Source organism: Streptomyces nigrescens, assembly GCF_027626975.1.
Lineage (GTDB): Bacteria > Actinomycetota > Actinomycetes > Streptomycetales > Streptomycetaceae > Streptomyces > Streptomyces nigrescens.
Map to the genome: position 1 here is coordinate 949595 of NZ_CP114203.1, position 13020 is coordinate 962614.

A 13020-nucleotide genomic window follows, 5' to 3' on the forward strand; every position below is an offset into this window, starting at 1 on the left:
ACATGGATCTCAGCACCACCCCGGACGCCCGCACCCCCGGCTCCGCCGAGGGCGGCCCCGCGGACCTCGTGTTCCTCGCCGGTCCCGTGCACACCGTCGACTCCGCGCGCACCCGGGCGAGCGCGGTGGCGGTACGCGGCGACCGCATCCTCGCCGTCGGGCACGAGGAGGAGGTCCGCGCGCTGATCGGGCCCGCCACGGAGGTCGTCGATCTGCACGGCAAGCTGCTCATCCCCGGGTTCCAGGACGCACATGTCCATCCGGTCGGCGGCGGGCGGGAGTTGGCGCTGTGCGATCTGAGCGCTGCGGTCACCGCCGAGGCGTACCGCGAACTGATCAGCGCATACGCGGCCGCGCATCCGCAGACTCCCTGGATCACGGGCGGCGGCTGGTCCATGGAAGCGTTCCCCGGCGGGATGCCGACCCGCGAGTTCCTGGACGCGCTCGTCCCCGACCGCCCGGTGTTCCTCGTCAACCGCGATCACCACGGCGGCTGGGCCAACTCCTGCGCCCTGGAACGGGCCGGGCTCACCGAAAGTACGCCGGACCCGTCCGACGGGCGGATCGAGCGGGACGCCGACGGCCGGCCGACCGGCATGCTCCAGGAAGGCGCCATGCAGCTGGTGGCCGGCCTGATCCCGGACCCGACCGTCGCCGAGCAGACCGAGGGGCTGCTCCGGGCACAGCGCCTCCTCCACGGCTACGGAGTGACCGCCTGGCAGGACGCGATGCTGGGCTACGCCCCCGGAATGCCCGACGTCACCCCCGCGTATGTGGCCGCCCGGCGCGACGGGAAGCTCACCGCACGGGTGACCGGGGCGCTGTGGTGGGACCGGGCGCGCGGGGAGGAACAGATCCCCCAACTCATCGCCCGGCGCGCCGAGTTGACCGAGGGACGGCTGCGGGCGACCAGCGTCAAGATCATGCAGGACGGGATCGCCGAGAACCACACGGCCGCGATGCTCACCCCCTACCTCACCGCCTGCGGCTGTGCCTCCGACAACAGCGGCATCTCGTTCATCGACCCCGAGGCGCTGCGGAGCTACGTCACCCAGCTGGACGCGGAGGGCTTCCAGGTGCACTTCCATGCCCTGGGCGACCGGGCCGTGCGCGAGGCGTTGGACGCGGTCGAGGCGGCCCGGCGGACGAACGGCATGCGCGACACCCGGCCGCACCTGGCCCACCTCCAGGTCGTGCACCCCGAGGACGTACCGCGCTTCCGCCGGCTCGGCGCGACCGCGAACATCCAGGCGCTGTGGGCGGCCCACGAGCCGCAGATGGACGAGCTGACCATCCCCTTCCTGGGGCCCCGGCGCGCCGCCTGGCAGTACCCGTTCGGCGATCTGCTGCGCTCGGGCGCCACCCTGGCGGCGGGCAGCGACTGGCCGGTCAGCTCCCCCGACCCGATCGCCGCGCTGCATGTCGCGGTCAACCGCCGTGCGCCGGAGGACCCGCCGTCGGCGCCGGTCTTCCTGCCCGAGCAGCGCATCGACCTGGGTGCGGCGCTCGCCGCGTACACGGCCGGCAGCGCCTACGCCAACCACCTCGACGAGACCGGCACCATCCAGCCCGGCAAGCTGGCCGACCTGGTCGTGCTCGACCGCGATCCGTTCGACGGCCCCGACGAGGAGATCGCCGCGACCCGTGTGCTGCAGACGTTCGTCGGGGGACAGCGGGTGTACGCGGCCGATGACGCCTGAGAACGCGGCATAGCGTCTCACCCGTCGGCGCGGCCGGCCGGCATGTCCGGCGGGCCGCGCCTCCCGTTCCGGAGGCTCAGGGACGGGCCGGGCGCCGCACCACCGACCTGTCAGCCGCGCCCCGCCCGTGCCCGCTCCTCCAGGGCCGTCCGCCAACCCGGTGCCGTCACCCGCTCCCCCGGTTCGTCGGCCGGTGCGGCGCGCCGCCGCCCCCCGTTGGCGAAGAAGTCCGCCAGCGGCAGCGTCGCCGCGCCGACCGTGACGGCGTCGGGGCCGAGCCTGCCGAGGTCGATGGTGACCCGGCCGGCGGGGTGTGCCAGGGAGTAGGCGGTGGCATGGGCGCGGACGGCGGGGAGCAGGTGCGGGCCGAGTTGGAGACCGGCCCAGCCGCCGATGAGGACACGTTCGGGGCTGAAGAGGTTGATCAGGTCGGAGATGCCCGCGCCGAGGTACTCCGCGGTCTCGTCGAGGACGGAGCGCGCGACCGGGTCGGCGTCCGGACCGCCGGCCGGTGGGTGGGCGGCGGCGACCAGCGCCGCGAGCGCCGTCTCCTCGTCGGCGTCCGGGGGCGGTTGGCCGCCCGCCTCCTGCCAGCGCTGCAGCAGCGCCTCGGATCCGGTGTAGGCCTCCAGACAGCCCCGGGCACCGCAGCGGCAGCGCCGGCCGCCGACGCTGACCGTCAGATGCCCCCATTCACCGGCGCTGTCGCGTGCCCCGCCGTCGATGACGCCATCGGTGACGAGGCAGGCGCCGACGCCCGACCCGAAGAGCACGATGGCCGCGTTCTCGGCGCCCCGGCCGCCACCGAACCACATCTCGGCCTGGCCGAGGGCCTTGGCACCGTTGCTGAGGAAGAAGCCCACACCGGACGGGAGGGCGACGGTGTGGTGCAGCAGCTCCTCCAGCGGGACCGCGTCCCAGCCGATGGTCTGGCCGTGGACGACCGCGCCGCCGGGCCGACTGCGGTCGAGGATGCCAGGGACGCCGACACCGACGCCGAGCAGCCGGCCGGGGGACGCCTCGCTCTCCCGCAGCACGGTCGCGATGCCGTCGGCGATATGGCGGACGATCAGGTCCACGTCGTAGCCGTGGTGCCGCAACGGGAGCTCCGAGCGGGCCAGTTCGCCCATGGCGAGGTCGAAGAGCTCCACCCTGACGCGGGTTTCCCCCACGTCCACACCGATCAGACAGCCGCTCCCCGGAGCCACCCGTAGCAGGGTGCGCGGCCGGCCGCCGTCGGACCCGACCACACCGGCCTCCTCCAGCAGTCCCTCCTCGACGAGTTCGGCGACCACATTGCTGACGGAGCCTGAACTGAGGCCCGTTGCGGGCCCGAGTTCCTGCCGGCTCATGGGACCGTCGGAATACAGCCGTTGCAGAACCGCGGTGCGATTGGCCCTGCGCAGGTCACGCACGGTCCGTTGGGTGCGTTCGGCCATCCGGTTCCCCTCCCTCCCGGCCGGCTGCCGGTGTTCGCTCTCTTGACGCGCCCTTCCCTCGGGCTTTAACTCACACCCTAAGTTAAGCCATGAGGCTGTTCAGGAAGTGAACATGGCCGGCCTTCGGACTCCTCAGAGAGAGGCGTATCCGTCATGCGCATACTCCGAGCCGCGACCGTCACCGCCACCGTTACCGCACTCGCCGTCGTGGCGGCCGGATGCGGCGGTGGGACGAGCTTCGACGACGGTGGCAGCGACGACTCCCCCGGGACGCTGACGTATTGGGCGTCCAACCAGGGGCCGAACGTCGAGGCGGACAAGAAGATCCTCGGCCCCGAGCTGAGGAAGTTCGAGCGGCAGACCGGGATCAAGGTCAAGCTTGAGGTCATCCCCTGGCCCGAGCTGCTCAACCGGATCCTGGCCGCCACCACGTCCGGCCAGGGCCCCGATGTGCTCAACATCGGCAACACCTGGTCCGCTTCGCTCCAGGCCACCGGGGCGCTGCTCCCCTGGGACCGGAAGAACCTCGACGCGATCGGCGGACGCGACCGGTTCCTGGCGCCGGCCCTGGAGGCGACGGGTGCGGCGGGCAAGGACCCGGCGGCGGTACCGCTGTACTCACTGGCCTACGCGCTCTACTACAACAAGCGGATGTTCCAGGAGGCCGGGATCAGCAAACCCCCGGCCACCTGGGACGAGTTGGTCGCGGACGGCAAGAGGATCTCCAAGGACGGCAAATGGGGCCTGGGCGCCGAGGGCGGCCAGCTGACCAACAACATCCACCAGGCCTTCGCCCTCGGCAAACAGCACGGCGCCGACTTCTTCGACAGGACCGGAAAGCCCACCTTCACCTCGGACGGCGCGGTCGCGGCGGTCAAGCAGTACATCGACTTCATGGCCAAGGACAAGATCATCGCCCCGGGCAACGCCGAGTACGGACAGAACCAGTCGCTCAGGGACTTCGCCACGGGCAGGACCGCGATGGTGCTGTGGCAGGCCGCGGCCACCACCTTCGCTGCCGACGGGATGAAGCCCGGCGACTGGGGCGTGGCCCCGGTCCCCGTCCCGTCCGGCACCCCCGGCACCGGCCGGCAGATCAACTCCATGCTCGCCGGCATCAACATCGCCGTCTTCAAGAACACCCGCAATCTCCAGGGCGCGCGGAAGTTCGTGAAGTTCATGACGAGCGACACCGAACAGCGACTGCTCAACAAGACCTACGGCTCCATCCCGCCCGTCAAGGCCGCCCAGCAGGACCCGGCGTTCAACCGCAAGGACACCAGGGTGCTGCGCGAAACGCTCATCAGGAGCGCCGCGCCGCTCCCCCAGATCGCCGAGGAGTCACAGTTCGAGACGTCCGTCGGCACCGCCGTCAAGGACCTGTTCGCCGACGCGGCCGCCGGCCATCCGGTGACCACCGCATCGGTCAAGGCGCGGCTGGCCAAGGCCCAGCAGCAGATGGCGCAATGAGGGGCTTCACCAGGCTGCGCCGTGTCGGCCTGCCCTATCTGCTACTGCTCCCCGCCCTGCTTCTGGAGCTGCTGGTCCACCTCGTCCCGATGGTCATCGGCATCGTGATGAGCTTCAAGGAACTGACCCAGCTCCACATCGCCCACTGGGGCGCGGCCCCCTGGAAGGCACTGGGCAACTACCGCGTCACCGTGGACTTCGACGCCCCGGTCGGCGCCACACTGCTGCACTCGTTCGTCGTCACCTGTGCGTTCAGCCTGCTGACGGTGGGCCTGTGCTGGCTCCTCGGCACCGCGGCCGCGATCTTCCTGCAGGAGAACTTCCGGGGCCGCGGCCTGCTGCGGGCGGTCTTCCTCACCCCGTACGCACTGCCGGTCTACGCCGCGGTCATCACCTGGGCCTTCCTCTTCCAGAGGGACAACGGCCTGGTCAATCATGTGCTGCACGACCAGCTGCAACTCACCGGTGACCGGCCCTTCTGGCTGCTCGGCGACAACAGCTTCCTCGCACTGCTCGTGGTCTCCGTCTGGAAGACCTGGCCGTTCGCGTTCCTCGTCGTGATGGCCGCGCTGCAGAGCATCCCCAAGGACCTCTACGAGGCGGCGGCGCTCGACGGCGCGGGCATCGTGCGGCAGATCCGGCGGATCACCCTGCCGTCCTTACGGCCCATCAACCAGGTGCTGCTCCTGGTGCTCTTCCTGTGGAGCTTCAACGACTTCAACACGCCGTATGTGCTGTTCGGGAAGGCCGCCCCGGAGGCCGCGGATCTGCTCTCCATCCACATCTACCAGTCCTCCTTCGTCACCTGGAACTTCGGTACCGGCTCGGCCATGTCCGTCCTGCTGCTGCTCTTCCTGCTGGTGGTGACGGCCGGCTATCTGCTGGCCACCTCGCGCGGAAGGAAATCCGATGGCTAGCCCCGCTGCCCGCGCGCCCCGCACCGCCGGCCGCAGGCGCTCCCCCACCGCTCCGCCCCGCGCCTTCCTCTGGACCCGGCGGATCTTCCTCACCGCACTGACCGGCTTCGTGCTGCTCCCGGTGTACGTGATGCTCAGCAGCTCGCTCAAGCCCCTGGAGGACGTCTCCGGCGCCTTCCGCTGGCTGCCGAGCGAGCTGACCATCCGCCCGTACCTCGACATCTGGCACACGGTTCCGCTGGCCCGGTACTTCCTCAACTCGCTGATCGTGGCGGGCTCGGCCACCGTCTGCTCGGTGGTCGTGGCGGTCTTCGCCGCATACGCGGTGAGCCGCTACCGCTTCCGCGGCAAGCGGATCTTCACCGTCACGGTCCTGTCCACGCAGATGTTCCCGGGCATCCTCTTCCTGCTCCCGCTCTTCCTGATCTACGTCAACATCGGGAACACCACCGGTGTCGCCCTCTACGGCTCCCGCGGCGGGCTGGTGCTGACCTATCTGACGTTCTCCCTCCCCTTCTCCATCTGGATGCTGACCGGCTACTTCGCCTCGGTGCCGCGCGAGCTGGACGAGGCCGCGTACGTGGACGGCTGCGGTCCGCTCGGCGCGCTCTTCCGGGTCGTGGTTCCGGCCGCGCTCCCCGGGATCATCGCGGTCGCCGTGTACGCCTTCATGACGGCGTGGGGCGAGGTGCTGTTCGCCTCCGTCATGACCAACGACACCACCCGCACCCTCTCGGTCGGCCTGCAGGGCTACGCCACCCAGAACGACGTCTACTGGAACCAGGTGATGGCCGCTTCCCTGGTCGTCAGCGTCCCGGTGGTCGCCGGGTTTCTGCTGCTCCAGCGCTATCTGGTCGCCGGTCTCACCGCCGGAGCCGTCAAATGACCCCCGCCGAAAGGAACTCCGTGAGCGACCGGATCGACTTCGCCGCCCTGCCGGACGACTTCGCCTGGGGCGTGGCCACCTCGGCCTATCAGATCGAGGGAGCGGTCGCCGAGGACGGCCGCGCCCCCTCCATCTGGGACACCTACGCACACACCCCGGGCAGGATCGACAACGGCGACACCGGCGACCGGGCCTGCGACCACTACCACCGCTGGCGCGAGGACATCGGTCTGATGCGTCAACTGGGCGTCGGCGCCTACCGGTTCTCGATCGCCTGGCCGCGGATCCGGCCGGACGGTGACGGCCCGGTCAACGCCGCGGGACTGGCCTTCTACGACCGGCTCGTCGACGGGCTCCTCGAAGCGGGCATCGCCCCCTTCGCCACCCTCTACCACTGGGATCTGCCGCAGGCCCTCCAGGACCGCGGCGGCTGGCCCGCACGGGAGACGGCCGAGCACTTCGCGGCGTACGCCGGGGTCGTCGCCGGGAAGCTCGGCGACCGCGTCGCCCACTGGGCCACGCTCAACGAGCCGCTGTGCTCGGCCTGGATCGGCCATCTCGAAGGGCTGATGGCCCCCGGCCACACGGATCTCACGGCGGCGGTACGCGCCTCGTACCATCTGCTGCTCGGACACGGTCTGGCCGTCCAGGCGATCCGGGCCGCGGCGCCGGCCGCCCGGATCGGCATCGTCAACAATCTCAGCACCGTCGAGCCCGCCACCGGGTCCGAGGCCGATGCCGCGGCGGCCCGGCGGATGGACGGGCACACGAACCGCTGGTGGCTCGATCCGGTGCACGGCCGCGGCTTTCCGGCGGACATGCGCGAGGTGTACGGGGTAGAGCTGCCGGAGCGCGCCGGTGATCCGGAGACCATGGCGCAGCCGCTGGACTGGCTGGGGCTGAACTACTACTTCCCGGTCGTGGTCGCCGCCGAGCCTGCCGGCCCGCCGCCGTTCGCCCGACCGGTGCGCCGGCCGCGGGTCCCCCGCACGGGCATGGACTGGGAAGTCGACGCGGACGGCATCGAGACCCTGCTGCTGCGGCTGACCCGGGAGTACGGAGCGCGCACGCTCCATGTCACCGAGAACGGCTCCGCCTACCCGGACGTGCTCCGCCCCGACGGCACCGTCGCCGATCCCGAGCGCACCGAGTATCTGCACCGGCATATCGCCGCCTGCGTCCGCGCGGCCCGTAAGGGCGCCCCGCTCGCCGGCTATTTCGCCTGGTCGCTGATGGACAACTTCGAGTGGGCCTACGGCTACGACAAGCGCTTCGGCCTGTTCCACGTCGACCGTGCGACACAGGCCCGCACCCTCAAGGACAGCGGCAGGCACTACGCCGAGCTGATCCGCAGCCATCCGCGCCGCGGCACCCCGCGTACGTCCTGAGCCGCACCCGTCCGGCGGACCGGCCCCCACAGACGCGGTCCGCCGGGCGCCGCGCCCCTACTCGATGACGAGCTCGACCTCGATGTTGCCGCGGGTGGCCTTGGAGTACGGGCAGTACTGGTGCGTGGCCTCGACCAGCTGCCGTCCGGTCTCGCCCGCGAGGGTCTCCGGCAGCTCCACCCGCATGACGACGGCCAGCCCGAAGCCGGTGTCGTCCTTGCCGATGGAGACCTCGGCGGTGACCGAGACGTCCTTGGTGTCGATCTTCATCTGCCGGCCGACATTGCCCATCGCGCTGGCGAAGCAGGCCGCGTATCCGGCGGCGAAGAGCTGCTCCGGGTTGGTGCCGGCGCCGTTGCCGCCGAGCTCGGGGGGCATGGCCAGGGCCAGGTCGATCTTGCCGTCGGAGCTGACGGCCCGGCCCTCGCGGCCATTGGCGGTGGCGACAGCGGTGTACAGCGCGTCCATCACGGTTCCCCTTCGATAGCGCGGCGGCCGTTCCCCGGCCGCCCGATGCCCATCACAGTCGCACACATCCAAATTGCGCGCAACTCAGTTGTGCACAACTAAATGGCTCGGCGAGCTAACCTGGGTCCATGACCCCTGCGACCAGGCCTCCGGTACCCGACGCCGAACTGCTCCGCCTCGACCACCAGGTCTGCTTCTCCCTGCACGCCGCCTCACGCGCCTTCGGCGGCGTCTACCGCGACGCCCTCAAGGGCCTGGGCCTGACCTACCCCCAGTACCTGGTCATGCTGGTCCTGTGGGAGCACGGCTCCCAGCCGGTCAAAACCATCGGCGAACAGCTCCGGCTGGACTCCGGCACCCTCTCCCCGCTGCTCAAACGCCTGGAGTCGGCCGGTCTGGTCCGCCGCGAACGGAGCACCGAGGACGAGCGGTCGGTCACCATCCACCTCACCCCCGCCGGCGACGAGCTGCGCGAGGCGGCCCTGCCGGTCCCCCGCAGGATGCTGGCCGCGACCGGCCTCACGATCGAGGAACTGCGCACGCTCCAGGGCCTGTTGGGCCGGGTCACGAGCGCCCTCGACGAGGCCTGACCCCGGGCGGTTCCCGAGTCCGCCGACGTCCGCCCCGTACCTCTCGGCGGTCCGCGGCGTTACGTACGTAGGTGCTTTCCGCGGTGTCCGCAAGGCGAGGTGCGGACGCATTCTCCACCCTGGTCGCTCATCACCCCATTGAGCTACCAAGGTTGGGGAGTCATCGGTACAAAGGCGTATAAAGGGTGGTCAAACCAGCCGGAGCCGCCGGTGATATCCCGCCCACGACGCGGTTGGCAGCATCGCCTACGACAAGCGGAGGAGCGCCACGTGAATGCGGCAGAAGTTGTCAACACCTTGCTGGTCCAGCGGTTCGGGGTTCCCCCGGCCGACATCACCGACGAGACGGCGCTGCGCAGCCTGCGCCTGGACTCCCTGGCACTGGAGGAGCTCCGCGTCCTCATCGAGGAGCGGCTGGACATCGACCTCGACGAGGTGTCGCTGACCCCGCGGAACACCGTGGGCCAGCTGGTGGCGGCCGTCGACGGCAACGTTCCGGCATGACGGCCCGCCAGGAGCCGTTCTCCGCGGCCGTAACAGGACTGGGGCTGGTGACCGCGGCGGGCGTGGGGGCGAAGGCCACCTGGCACTCCGTCACCCAGGAAACGATGCCCGGCGGAGTGACCCACCAGGAAGAACTCGCCGATCTGCCCTGCGACTTCATGTACACCATCCCGGATCTGGACACCACCGAGCTGCTCGGTGTGGCCACCCAGCGGCTGATGGACCGCTTCTCGCAGCTGGCGGTGATCGCCGCCCGCGAGGCCCTCGCCGATGCCGGGCTCGACCCGGAGTCCTGGGACAGCAGCCGGGTCGCGGTGGTCATCGGCTCCGCGCACGGCGGGCTGCCGTTCTACGACCAGCAGCATGTCGCGATGGCCGGGCGTGGCGCCCGCCGTGTCTCCCCCAAGCTCGCCCCGCTGACCGTCGTCAACAGTGCCGCCAGCAGCGTCTGCATGGACATCGGCGCACAGGGCCCCAGCATGGGCGTGGCGACGGCCTGCTCCTCCGGCACGGTCGCCCTGGGCACCGCACACCAGCTGCTGCGCGCCGGGGTCTGCGATATCGCCCTCGCCGGCGGGGCGGAGTCGGTGCTGTCCCGGCTGCTGATCGCCAGCGCCTGCCAGATGAAGGCGGTCTCCACCCGCCGGGACGATCCGGCCGCGGCCTGCCGGCCCTTCGACGCGGGCCGCGACGGCTTCGTGGTCGGCGAGGGCGCCGGGCTCCTGGTGCTGGAGCGGCCCGAGCACGCGAGCGCCCGCCGGGCACCCGTCCGCGCCCATATCCGCGGCTACGGCGCGTCGAGCGATGCCTACGCGGCGGTGGCCCCGGACCCCGAGGGCAACGGCATCGAGCGGGCGCTGCGGATCGCGCTGGCGGACGCGCAGGTGCAGGGCCGGGACGTCGGCCATGTCAACGCGCACGGCACCTCGACGGTCGTCAACGACCGCGTCGAGGCCACGGTGCTGCGGCGGGTCCTCGGTGATCACCCGCTGGTCACCTCGACCAAGGCGATGACCGGGCACGCGCTGGGCGCCGCCGGCGGGATCGAGACCGCGCTCACCGTGCTCGCCCTGGAACAGCAGCTGGTGCCGCCGACCGCCAACTTCGAGGTACCGGATCCGCGGATCCCGATCGACATCGTGCGCACGGAGGCCCGGCAGGCCGCGTTCGACTGCGCGGTCAAGACGTCGCTCGGCTTCGGCGGGCACAATGCCGCGCTCGTACTGACTCGCTAGACCCACCGCGCGCCCCTGCCGGCGCGCCCCGCCCGCCGGTGCCCCGAGAAGGAATCTGCCATGTCCGAGGAAATGATCCGCTCTTTGTCGGTGCACGGGGTGTCCTATTCCTACCGGCGGCTGCGGCAGCCGGAGCGGATCACCGAGCCCGTTCTGGTGCTGGGCGGCGCACTGCAGGGGATGTACGGCTGGCCGCAGATGGAAGATCACGTGGGGCCGGTGGCGGACGTGGTCACCGCCGATCTGCCGGGCATGGGCAGCGCCGACCCGCTCCCTCCGGGGCCGAGCATCGATGTCGTGTGCGCGGCGATCGAGCGCATCGTCGACGATCTGGAGGTCCCGCGGATCAACCTCTTCGGCTTCTCGTACGGGGCGGGTCTGGCCTACGGGTGTGCCCGGCGGTTCCCCGGCCGCATCGCGCGGCTCGCCCTCGGCGGGGTTCCGGCGCACATCAGCGACGCCCAGGTCGAGCTGTGGCGCCGGGCCTCCGATCATCTCGCGCAGGGCGACACCGAGGCCTTCGCCACCCTGGTCGCCCAGGGCCTGATGTGCCTCGACGACCGTCGGCACGTCGCCCGACGGAAGCTGGCGTACCGCTATGTCCGGCGCTCGATGCTGCATGCGGCCCGGAACTCCCGGCACGCGGTCGACTCGCTGCGCCGCGGGATCTCGGACCGGCCGGACTTCTCCGGCGGCCTGACCGATGTCCCCACGCTCGTCTTCAGCGGTGAGCACGACACGGTGACCTCCCCGGCCCGGCAGCGGGACTTCGCGGCCACCATCCAGGGCAGCCGCTTTCTGACGATTCCCGATGCCGATCACTGGGTGGTGCTCGAACGCCCGCAGGAGGTGGCGGACTTGGCGGCCCGGTTCTTCACCGATGAACCGCTGAGCTCGGCGCCCTGCCTCGCGCCGGTGGTGCGCGAGGAGCCGTCGCCGGCCGATCCGGCATGTGTGTGAGCCCTGGACCTCGGCAACATTCCCTTGCAGCTATATAACCCAAGTGGCATGCTGAGGCCATGACCCTACCGTTCGACGTTCTCGCGGAGCCGAGCCGGCGCAAGATCCTCGACCTGCTGCTGGAGCGCCCGCGGCTGGTCGGCGAGCTCACGGAGCAGCTCGGGCTGAGCCAGCCCGGCACCTCCAAGCACCTCCGGGTGCTGCGCGAGGCCGGCCTCGTCCAGGTCCGGCAGGACGCCCAGCGCCGCTGGTACGAGCTGCGGCCCGAGCCCCTGGCCGAGCTGGACGCCTGGCTCGCGCATTACCGGCATCTGTGGACCGGTCGCCTGGACGCGCTGGAACGGCACCTCGACGCCATGGAGGACGACCCCCGATGAACCCGCACTCCGACACCCTCACCACCGCCGACGGCCGCACCGCGCTGCGCATGGAGCGCAGGCTCGCCCATCCGCCGGCGAAGGTCTGGTCGGCGATCACCGACCCGGCGCACCTCGGGCAGTGGTTCCCCTCCGAGGTCACTGTGGAGCTCCGCCCGGGCGGAGCGATGACCTTCGCCATGCCCGGGGTGAGCGGCATCGCCATGACCGGTACGGTCACCGACGCCGAGGAGCCCCGACTGTTCGCCTTCACCTGGGGCGAGGATCATCTGCGCTGGGAGATCACCCCGGACGGCGACGGCTCGCTGCTGGTTTTGGTGCACACCTTCGGCGACCGGTTCGGCGGCGCCAGCTTCGCCTCCGGCTGGCATCTGTGCCTCACCGCGCTGTCGCAGCTGCTCGACGGCGACTCGACCCACGTCGAGCGCGACGCGGGCGAGCTGCACGAGGCGTATCTGGAGCAGTTCGATCTCGGGCGCGGGGTGGTCGAGGACACCGCGGCGGGCCCTCGGGTCCGCTTCGAGCGCCAGCTCGTACGGCCTGCCGAGGCCGTCTGGGCGGCGCTGACCTCGGGAGACGAGCCTGCCGCGGGGGCGCCGGCGCCGGAGGGCTTCACCAGCCGGCAGGCGCCGGCCGGGCCCGTCACCGAGGTCACGGCCCCGTTGGCGCTCGCGTACCGCTGGCATCCGGAGGGCACGGTCCGCTGGGAGCTGGGCCAGGGCACCGGCCATGGCCCCCGTCTCGTCCTCACCCAGACCGGGCCGGAGGGCTTTGACACGGACGCCGCGCTGGATGCGTGGCACGACCGCATCGAGCAGCTCGCCGCGCGACTGCTGGCGGACTGAATTACCGCTTCCCCCTTTACCGCCGCATTCTCGCGCCCCCTATGGAGCCCATAGGGGGCGCGCGCGATGGGAGCTCCCCGGCGTTGCCGACCGGCCGGCGGCCCGTTGCGGAATTGCCTCTTCACCGTGTGAGCCAGGCAACTCCGCGGTGCCGTGGAGCGGAATGCGGCGTCCGTGCCGCGTGATGCCGGGCACGAGACGTACGTCACGTACGAGCATTCCTAGTCGATGCCCTTCCCGG

General features: G+C 71.1%; 13 protein-coding genes. 11 read left to right on the forward strand and 2 right to left on the reverse strand.

Translation table 11 applies throughout. From position 1 onward, the window contains the following. Nucleotides 1-2: 2 nt before the first annotated feature. The gene (locus STRNI_RS04420; RefSeq protein ID WP_277410579.1) at nucleotides 3-1700 is read left to right on the forward strand and encodes an amidohydrolase; all 1698 of its coding nucleotides are present in this window, start codon (nucleotides 3-5) and stop codon (nucleotides 1698-1700) included. Between the two features lie 110 nt (nucleotides 1701-1810). On the opposite strand, the gene STRNI_RS04425 is transcribed toward STRNI_RS04420, so the two are convergent. After that, nucleotides 1811-3139, reverse strand: coding sequence for an ROK family transcriptional regulator (locus tag STRNI_RS04425; RefSeq protein WP_277410580.1), 1329 nt, complete (start codon nucleotides 3137-3139; stop codon nucleotides 1811-1813). Nucleotides 3140-3292: 153 nt separating this feature from the next. On the opposite strand from STRNI_RS04425, the gene STRNI_RS04430 reads away from it, so the two are divergent. The 4 genes from STRNI_RS04430 to STRNI_RS04445 are packed head-to-tail and all read left to right on the forward strand — an operon-like array spanning nucleotide 3293 to nucleotide 7800. Further along, entirely contained in the window at nucleotides 3293-4609 is a 1317-nt protein-coding gene (locus STRNI_RS04430) for an ABC transporter substrate-binding protein (protein WP_277410581.1), read from the forward strand. Next, a complete protein-coding gene (locus STRNI_RS04435) occupies nucleotides 4606-5526 on the forward strand; it encodes a carbohydrate ABC transporter permease (RefSeq protein ID WP_277410582.1) in 921 nt (306 codons plus the stop codon). The genes STRNI_RS04430 and STRNI_RS04435 overlap by 4 nt, the downstream gene beginning before the upstream one ends. Next, nucleotides 5519-6412: a carbohydrate ABC transporter permease gene (locus STRNI_RS04440; protein WP_018092468.1), complete on the forward strand. Its 894-nt coding sequence runs from the start codon at nucleotides 5519-5521 to the stop codon at nucleotides 6410-6412. The genes STRNI_RS04435 and STRNI_RS04440 overlap by 8 nt, the downstream gene beginning before the upstream one ends. Continuing rightward, complete coding sequence (locus tag STRNI_RS04445) at nucleotides 6409-7800, forward strand: GH1 family beta-glucosidase (protein ID WP_277410583.1); 1392 nt, start codon at nucleotides 6409-6411, stop codon at nucleotides 7798-7800. Before STRNI_RS04440 ends, STRNI_RS04445 begins: the two co-directional genes overlap by 4 nt. Nucleotides 7801-7857: 57 nt before the next feature. Here the strand turns inward: STRNI_RS04445 and STRNI_RS04450 are convergent, their stop codons facing one another. Then, nucleotides 7858-8268 carry an organic hydroperoxide resistance protein gene (locus STRNI_RS04450; RefSeq protein ID WP_018092466.1) on the reverse strand — a complete coding sequence of 137 codons (411 nt, stop codon included), beginning with the start codon at nucleotides 8266-8268 and terminating at the stop codon, nucleotides 7858-7860. 128 nt (nucleotides 8269-8396) lie between these two features. On the opposite strand from STRNI_RS04450, the gene STRNI_RS04455 reads away from it, so the two are divergent. The 6 genes from STRNI_RS04455 to STRNI_RS04480 all read left to right on the forward strand — a co-directional run bounded on the left by STRNI_RS04455 (nucleotide 8397) and on the right by STRNI_RS04480 (nucleotide 12779). After that, nucleotides 8397-8858 carry a MarR family winged helix-turn-helix transcriptional regulator gene (locus STRNI_RS04455; protein WP_018092465.1) on the forward strand — a complete coding sequence of 154 codons (462 nt, stop codon included), beginning with the start codon at nucleotides 8397-8399 and terminating at the stop codon, nucleotides 8856-8858. Nucleotides 8859-9128: 270 nt separating this feature from the next. Continuing rightward, on the forward strand, nucleotides 9129-9362 hold the full coding sequence (locus STRNI_RS04460) for an acyl carrier protein (RefSeq protein WP_018092464.1): 234 nt from the start codon (nucleotides 9129-9131) through the stop codon (nucleotides 9360-9362). Further along, a complete protein-coding gene (locus tag STRNI_RS04465) occupies nucleotides 9359-10597 on the forward strand; it encodes a beta-ketoacyl-[acyl-carrier-protein] synthase family protein (RefSeq protein WP_277410584.1) in 1239 nt (412 codons plus the stop codon). The genes STRNI_RS04460 and STRNI_RS04465 overlap by 4 nt, the downstream gene beginning before the upstream one ends. Nucleotides 10598-10657: 60 nt before the next feature. Continuing rightward, nucleotides 10658-11557: an alpha/beta fold hydrolase gene (locus tag STRNI_RS04470; RefSeq protein ID WP_277410585.1), complete on the forward strand. Its 900-nt coding sequence runs from the start codon at nucleotides 10658-10660 to the stop codon at nucleotides 11555-11557. A gap of 59 nt (nucleotides 11558-11616) precedes the next feature. Continuing rightward, nucleotides 11617-11934, forward strand: coding sequence for an ArsR/SmtB family transcription factor (locus tag STRNI_RS04475; protein ID WP_159484511.1), 318 nt, complete (start codon nucleotides 11617-11619; stop codon nucleotides 11932-11934). Beyond that, nucleotides 11931-12779: an SRPBCC family protein gene (locus STRNI_RS04480; protein WP_277410586.1), complete on the forward strand. Its 849-nt coding sequence runs from the start codon at nucleotides 11931-11933 to the stop codon at nucleotides 12777-12779. Before STRNI_RS04475 ends, STRNI_RS04480 begins: the two co-directional genes overlap by 4 nt. The last annotated feature ends 241 nt before the right edge of the window (nucleotides 12780-13020 follow it).